Genomic DNA, 6,909 nt, shown 5'->3' with positions numbered 1-6,909 from the left:
CCCCGACCGTCTCGGTCGGGGGCACTCGTGCGTCCGGGGCCAGGCGCCCCTGTGCTCGGGCGGTGACACCGTGGTAGAACTGACAACGGTCCAGAGGACCAGCGAACCGCCCTCCGGCGTGCTGGTCCGGCAACCGCGCGACGCGCACGGTGCTCCCGGAGGAAGACCCGCCCTCACGACCGTGGGGGAAGAGCGAGGCCCGACGCCGTAGGACGCCTCCTCGTGCCCCTCACCCGGGGACCGCCCCGGGTGGGTGCGCGCGCGGGGGCGAGCTCCGCCGTCGGGCACGGAGAGAAGGAGCACCCATGGCCGAGCGCGTCATGGAACGCCGGGCGACGGTCGTCGCCTGTCCCCCGCCCGCCGTGTGCGAACGGTTCGACACCGGGCACCTCCTGCACCCCGTCCACGAGCGCATGCTCCGCAACCGGCCCTGGGGCTGGCGCGCGGGCGTCGTGCTCGCGGTGCGGGCGCGCGACGGCGGCGTCGAGGTCGTCGTCGAGTACGCGTCGGGCGAAGGGGCGTGCCGGGTGTGGCACCACACGCTGCTCGACGTCGGCCCCGGTGCCAGCGTGCGGGTGCACGAGCAGTACCACGCGCTCGAGGTCGAGGGCCAGGGGCTCAACGTGCGGCTGCTCGGCGGGGTGGGCCCGACGCCGGAACCGGTACGCGCTCCCGGCTGAGCGCGTGGTCCACCGCGACTCGCCCAGCGTCTCTCAGCCGATCGTGCACTCGGCGGAACGGGAGAGCCGGGCGCCGCGTTGGACCAGTGAGGGCGTCCGCCCTCGACGGTTCGACCAAAGGACACGCTCATGGGATTCCTCGACCGCCTCCTCGGCCGCACCCCGCAGGACGAGCGCTCACCCCACGGCTCGGCAGACCGCCCCGGCGCCCCCGCCTACGGCACCCCGCCCCCGGCCCCGACGGGTCCCGCGCGCAGCGAGGACGACGTCGCGATCGACCGCTACCGCTACCTGCTGCGCACGGCTCCGCCCGAGGCCGTCGAGCAGGCGCACGCCGAGGCCTTCGAGCGGCTGACGCCCGAGCAGCGGCGCCGTGTGCTGGCCGAGCTCGGCGAGAACCTGCCGCCGGCCGAGCGCGCGACCTCCGACGACCCGCAGTCGCTCGCCCGCATGGCGACCCGCGCCGAGATGCGCAACCCTGGCACGCTCGAACGGTCGTTCGGCGGCCGGCAGGGCGGTCCGGGCATGGGCTCGATGATCGGCTCGAGCATGCTCGGCACCATCGCGGGCGTCGTGATCGGCTCCGCGGTCGCCAACATGTTGTTCGGCCCGATGTTCGGCGACCCGACCGCGGACTTCGCCGGCGACGGCGGGACCTCGGGCGAGGCAGACCCCGGCGCGACCGAGGCGGGCGGCGAGACGGACCCGGGAGCGGGAGACACGGGAGCCGGAGACACGGGTGGCGGCGACTTCACCGAGGCAGGTGGCGACTTCGGCGGGTTCGGCGACTTCGGTGGCGGGGACTTCGGCGGCTTCGGAGACTTCTGAGGCGCTCGCCCGAGTGCGGAGCAGTCGTCGCCAGGGGCCCGGCACGGCGGCTGCTCCGCACTCAGCGCAGCGTCACGCTCCCCGACCGGCATAGCCCGATGAACGCGCCCAGCTCGGCGAGCTCCTCGGGATGGTTCGGGAGGTAGTCCGTGAGCCGGGGCGAGCGGACCACGACGGCGCACCACTGGCCGCGCGAGACCGCGACGTTGACCCGGTTGCGCGAGAGCAGGAACTCCATGCCGCGCGGCACGTCCTCGCGGGCCGAGGCCGTCATCGAGACGATCGCGACGGGCGCCTCCTTGCCCTGGAACTTGTCGACCGTGCCCACCCGCACGTCGCCCAGCCCCGCGGCCTGGAGCGCGTGGCGCACGGTCCACACCTGCGCGTTGTAGGGGGCCACGACGACGAAGTCGTCCTCCGTGAGTGCTCGTGAGTCACGTGGGGTGCCGTCCGACCCACCGGGCCCTCCCGGGTACCACGTCGTCCCGAGCAGCGCCTTGACCTGCCGTACGACCTCCTGGGCCTCCTCGACCGAGGACACCGCGTTGCCCGCGTGCTCGACCTCGACGACGTGCACACCGGGCTCGACTCCCACGAGGAGTCGCTCGCCCGCGGCGGCCTCGGCGTGCAGCAGGCCCTCGTACGCGAGCTCGGACACGGCGTCGCACAGCGCGGGGTGCATGCGCCACGAGCGGGCCAGGAAGTAGCCGAACTCGGGCGGCAGCACGTCGTGGCCGCCGCCGGCACGGGTCAGCCACCCGAGCGCCGACTGGTCGACGGGCTCGGGGTGCTGCCCCTGCGAGACCTGCGGGAGCTGCTGCGGGTCGCCGAGCAGCAGGAGCCGCTGCGCGGCCCGGGAGACCGCGACGGTGTTGGCGAGCGAGAACTGCCCGGCCTCGTCGATCACGAGCAGGTCGAGCTCGCCGTCGCCGAACCGCTCGGTGTGCGCGAAGTCCCACGCGGTCCCGCCGACGACGCAGGGCCCCTCGGCGAGGAAGGCCGCGGTCTGCGGGGAGTCGACGAGGCGCCAGGGCACGAGCCGCGACCCCTCGGGCAGGGAGGCCGCCGCGACGTCGTCGGGCAGGGGACCCATGTCCCGCCCGACCGTCGACACGTCGCGGCCCTTGGGACCCGAGGCCTTCTTGCCCACGCGGTCCGCGGGCACGCCCCCCTTGGTGACGACCCCGGCGAGGACGTTCTCCACGACGTCGTGCGACTGCGCGACGACGCCCACGCGCCACCCCTCGGCCACGAGGCGGCCGATGACCTTCGACGCGAGGTGGGTCTTGCCCGTACCGGGCGGCCCCTGGACACCGAGGTAGGAGCCGTCGAGGTCCCGTACGGCGTCGGTCACGGCGTCGATGTACCGCTCGGGGCCGTCGCCCAGGACGGGCAGCGGAGCGCCGGACACCGTGCGCGGCGGGCGACGGCGGAGCAGGTCGAGCGCGGGGTGGTCCGGGAGGTCGAGAGGCCCGGCGACCCCGGCGGGGTTCTGTCCTTGCACGGCCGTGGCCAACGCCCGGATCGACGCCTCCTGCTGCGGCGTCGGCAGCACCTGCCCGACCGCGAGCGCCATGGGCAGGGCGTCGTGCGGCGAGACCCCCTTGGGCACGGGCAGGCGCACGTCGAGGACGTCGACCTCGCGCCCGTTCGCGAGACGGCCCCGCTCGACGCCGTGGACGCGCACGCTCCCCGTCGACCAGCGCACCGCTCCGCGGGCGGGCTCGATCCCGTCGGGTGCCGGGGCCTCGAAGAGCGCGGTGGCGCCGTCGTACCCGGCCTTGAGCTCCGAGCCGTCCGGCAGCTCGCCGTACAGGCGCAGGCGACGAGACGGGTTGCTGCGCGGCGTGGCCTTCGCCCAGTCCTCGATCACCTCGGCGCGCTCCACCAGGAAGTACGCACGCGGCGTCTGCCACTGGTCGACCGGCTCCTTGAGGCGTGCGAAGAACTCCTGCCAGAACGGCTTGGCCTCGCGCCAGTAGTACCCGACGCCCGCGCCCAGGAGCGCGACGGCCTCCTCGTCGTCGGTCCGTCCGTCCCCCGAGCGTCCGTCCACGCCTCCCGCGAGCGCCCGGACGTCGAGCTCGACCTGCTCGGCCTCGGCGCGCTTGGCGCGGCGCGCGATCTCCGCGTCGGAGAGCTCGAGCGCGGGCGGGAGGTCGTCCTCCCAGCCGTTGCCGAGGAGCGCGGCGAGCGGGCCCGGGGCGGAGGTCGCGGGAGCGGCACGCCCCGCGAGCCCCAGGAGGAACTCGTGCAGGCGCAGGGTCGAGAGGCAGTCGTACTCGTTGTAGTCGGCGATGCCGTGCAGCAGGCGCTCGGCCTCCTCGGCGCGGCCGGCGTCGCGTGCCGCGCAGTACGTCGCGTACGCCACGACGGACGCCGCCGCGTCCGTGACGTCCCCGCCACGGAGCTGGTCGCCCATGTAGAGGGGTTCGAGCTTCTTGATGGAGTACGACGGCGCCGAGACCTTGAGCGAGTGCCGCACGGTCGAGTAGAGGTCAACGAGGACGCCCTCGCGCAGGAGGTCGTCGACCTCCTGCTCGTACACGCCGTGCCGGGCCGCGATCGAGAGCAGGTGCGTCTTCTCGTACGACGCGTAGTGGTAGACGTGCAGACCCGGGTACTGGGCGCGGCGCTTGGCGAGGTAGTCGAGGAAGTCGACGAGCGCCCGCTTCTCCTGGTCGAGGTCGTGCGCCCAGAACGCGGTGAAGGGCGGCTTCTCGCCCGGGCTGCCCGGGCGCTCGACGAGCCCGAACAGGTAGTCGATGTTCCAGACGATGCCCTCGGGCGAGGCGTCGGGCGCGGACCACAGCGGGTCGCCCTCGAAGTCGAAGAACACGTCGCCCGGGTCCGGGCGCGGCAGGTCGCGCAGCGGGGCGGGGTCGACGACGACGTAGGACAGCGTGTGCTGCTCGGGCTCGGCCGCGCCCTCGGGTCCGGCTTCGTCCCCTGCGCCCCCGGCCGCGGGCGTGCTCCACGTGACCGACCCGCTGGGGCCGGGCCCGACGTCGGGCACTCCTCCCCCGTCGACCGGCACGTCGACGAGCCCGGCCTGGAGCCTGGCCTGGACGCGCAGCGTCTCGAACGTGCGCGCCGCCAGACCCTTGGGCGGCGTGGTCGCTGTCGCGAGCTGGGTCATGGTCGTGATGCCGGCCGCGCGCAGCCGGACGCGCTGGGTGCTGCGCAGACCCGCGACGCGCAGCACGTCGTCGTGGTCGACGACCTGCTGCGCGCAGTACGCGCACGTACCGCACTGGCGCAGGCCTGGCGCGTCCCAGGCCACGGGCTCGCCGCTCGCCCGGTGCGCGTCCAGGAGCCGCAGCAGCTCGGTGCGCCGCTCGCGGAAGACGGGCAGGACGTCCGCGAGCCGGTGGTCGGTCACGGCCCTCGTCCCGAGGATCAGGTGCAGCACCGGTGACGTCTCGACCCCGGCAGCGAGGAGCTGGTCGGCGTACGCGGCGAGCTGGAGCAGCGCGGGCACCTTGGCGCGGCGCGCGAGCTTGGCGTCGTACACGGCGTACACCGGGCCGCCGGTTCCTGGGACGACCAGCGTGCCCGACGTCGTCGGGCCGGCCGCGTGGGGCCAGGCGTGGGCCGCCCGGCTGTCGGTGCGGATCAGGAAGTCCGCGCGCCCGTGGAATCGTCCGTCGAAGAACGAGCCCTGGTAGACGACGTCGACGCCGTCGCGCAGGGCGTCGAGCGTCGTGGCGTGCGCGGCCTCCAGGTCCGTGCGCCGCACCGTGCGCGGCACCGGGACCTCCCGGATCGCGTCGGCCCCCACGAGGTCGACGAAGCCTGCGAGCACCTGCTGCTCGTGCACGTCACCGAGGGTCGCGGTGCGTTCGAGCATGTCGTCGACCTCGACCGCGGCGTGCGCGGCACGCCCCACCTTCTCGTCGAGCGTGCGCAGCAGGCGGTACTCGCACTCGCTCGCCGCGACGAGGTCGCTCGCCGAGAAGACGAGCAGAGGCTCGGTGGACGGGTCCTGCTGGTCCATCAGGAACACGGCGACTCCTCGCGGTCACTGGGCGGTCACGGGCGATCGCTGACCGGCCGTCGGTCGAGGACCCGCGTCGCCCCGGCCCGGTTCCTTTCTACCGGGCGCCGCCCACATCCCGGGCCCCGCGAGGGCGCGCTGCGCGGGCCGTCGCGGACCGGGCCGGGCCGCGGGGACGCCCAGGGAGCCCCTCAGCACGCCCCGGAATTGGCCTCGACGGGCCGTCCTGCAGCATAGTGAGCGCGCAGGAACCGTCGAAGGAGAGCTCCCATGGCCGTAGTTTTCAACCCGCCGCCCGGCTGGTTGGTACCTCCCGGTTTCTCCCCTTCGTCGGACTGGCACCCGGACCCCGCCTGGCCGGCCGCTCCGACGGGCTGGGTCTTCTGGGTCGAGGCGGCACCGACGCCCCCCGCCCCGCCGACGGCAGGGGCCGAGGCGTGGTCGCGGCAGACGCCGGGCGGAGGCATCCCGCTCCACTTCCCGACCGCGGTCGTCCCCGTGACGCCGGGGCACGTGGCCCCCTCGGCGCCGTCACCGACGAGCCCGCCGCCCGCGCCGACGCGCCGATCGCTGCGCGACGTCGGCGGCGGCGCACCGGCCGAGGCGCCGTCGTCGACCATGATCCTGCCGGTCGTCGACGGAGCTGCCGGGGTGGCTGGTGGCGTCGGTGCCGGTGCCGGTGCCGGTGCCGGTGGGTACGCGGCCGGTCCTGCGATCCCGCTCCCCGCCCCCTCGGCCGAGCCGCCCGCGTCGGCGCACGGCCCGCTCGCGATCTTCTCGGGGGACGACGAGCCCCGGGAGGAGCGCTCGTACATGCGCTGGCTCCTGCCGCTGGGCATCGGTGTCGGAGGTGTCGCCGTCGGGCTCATCCTCGGGCTGGGCGTGACGCTCAAGGCGCAGTCGGAGGCCGGCGACGCCGCCGCTGCCGCGGCGCAGACGACCGAGCAGATGGCGACCGAACGGGCCAAGCTCGACGCCGAGCGCGTCGACCTCGACACCCAGCTCGCGGGTATCGCTGCCTCGACCGAGGCGGTCGCCGCCCGGGAGACCGCGGTCTCCGCGCGCGAGACCGAGCTCGACGAGCGGCAGATCGCCCTCGACGAGCGCGAGGCAGCGATCGCGGAGAAGGAGTCCGAGGCGGGGAACGACGACGGCGGCTGGCAGGACGGCAAGGTCAACGGCATCTACCTGACGTGCGAGGCCGTGAAGCGCGACGGCAAGGCCCCGCTCAAGCAGGGCGACGCCGGCTTCAACCCGGCGCTCGACTGGGACGGCAACGGCGTGGCCTGCGAACGCTGACGCCGAGGGTGACGTCCAGACCCGCCGGCGGTGACGCCGCACACCGCCGGAGGTGACGGGCACCCCGAGAGACGACCGTGGCCCCTGGATCCGGAGATCCAGGGG

4 protein-coding genes and 1 riboswitch are annotated in these 6,909 nt (G+C 74.7%); of the genes, 3 read left to right on the top strand and 1 reads right to left on the bottom strand.

The window, feature by feature from the left end; all coding sequences use genetic code 11:
• Nucleotides 1-87 precede the first annotated feature (87 nt).
• A riboswitch (SAM riboswitch) is annotated at nucleotides 88-199 on the top strand.
• Nucleotides 200-305: 106 nt separating this feature from the next.
• Together ACFRCR_RS15335 and ACFRCR_RS15330 are read left to right on the top strand one after the other, a co-directional pair.
• The gene (locus ACFRCR_RS15335) at nucleotides 306-680 is read left to right on the top strand and encodes a hypothetical protein (RefSeq protein WP_377678713.1); all 375 of its coding nucleotides are present in this window, start codon (nucleotides 306-308) and stop codon (nucleotides 678-680) included.
• A 129-nt stretch (nucleotides 681-809) separates the two neighbouring features.
• The gene (locus ACFRCR_RS15330) at nucleotides 810-1,508 is read left to right on the top strand and encodes a hypothetical protein (RefSeq protein WP_377678712.1); all 699 of its coding nucleotides are present in this window, start codon (nucleotides 810-812) and stop codon (nucleotides 1,506-1,508) included.
• Between the two features lie 61 nt (nucleotides 1,509-1,569).
• On the opposite strand, the gene ACFRCR_RS15325 is transcribed toward ACFRCR_RS15330, so the two are convergent.
• Nucleotides 1,570-5,505, bottom strand: coding sequence for a TM0106 family RecB-like putative nuclease (locus ACFRCR_RS15325; RefSeq protein ID WP_377678715.1), 3,936 nt, complete (start codon nucleotides 5,503-5,505; stop codon nucleotides 1,570-1,572).
• Between the two features lie 270 nt (nucleotides 5,506-5,775).
• Here ACFRCR_RS15325 and ACFRCR_RS15320 point away from each other — a divergent pair, with 270 nt between their 5' ends.
• Nucleotides 5,776-6,804, top strand: coding sequence for an excalibur calcium-binding domain-containing protein (locus ACFRCR_RS15320; RefSeq protein ID WP_377678711.1), 1,029 nt, complete (start codon nucleotides 5,776-5,778; stop codon nucleotides 6,802-6,804).
• The last annotated feature ends 105 nt before the right edge of the window (nucleotides 6,805-6,909 follow it).

Source organism: Oerskovia sp. NPDC056781 (assembly GCF_042789955.1).
GTDB classification, from domain to species: Bacteria; Actinomycetota; Actinomycetes; order Actinomycetales; family Cellulomonadaceae; genus Oerskovia; species Oerskovia rustica.
The sequence above is the reverse complement of the archived record's forward strand: the minus strand, read 5'-3'. Positions and strand labels throughout refer to the sequence as shown.

What these genes read in the sequence shown, in the direction of transcription:
- ACFRCR_RS15335 (WP_377678713.1), top strand. Translation starts at nt 306, where the DNA reads ATGGCCGAGCGCGTCATGGAACGCCGGGCGACGGTCGTCGCCTGTCCC.
- ACFRCR_RS15330 (WP_377678712.1), top strand. Translation starts at nt 810, where the DNA reads ATGGGATTCCTCGACCGCCTCCTCGGCCGCACCCCGCAGGACGAGCGC.
- ACFRCR_RS15325 (WP_377678715.1), bottom strand. Translation starts at nt 5,505, where the DNA reads ATGGACCAGCAGGACCCGTCCACCGAGCCTCTGCTCGTCTTCTCGGCG.
- ACFRCR_RS15320 (WP_377678711.1), top strand. Translation starts at nt 5,776, where the DNA reads ATGGCCGTAGTTTTCAACCCGCCGCCCGGCTGGTTGGTACCTCCCGGT.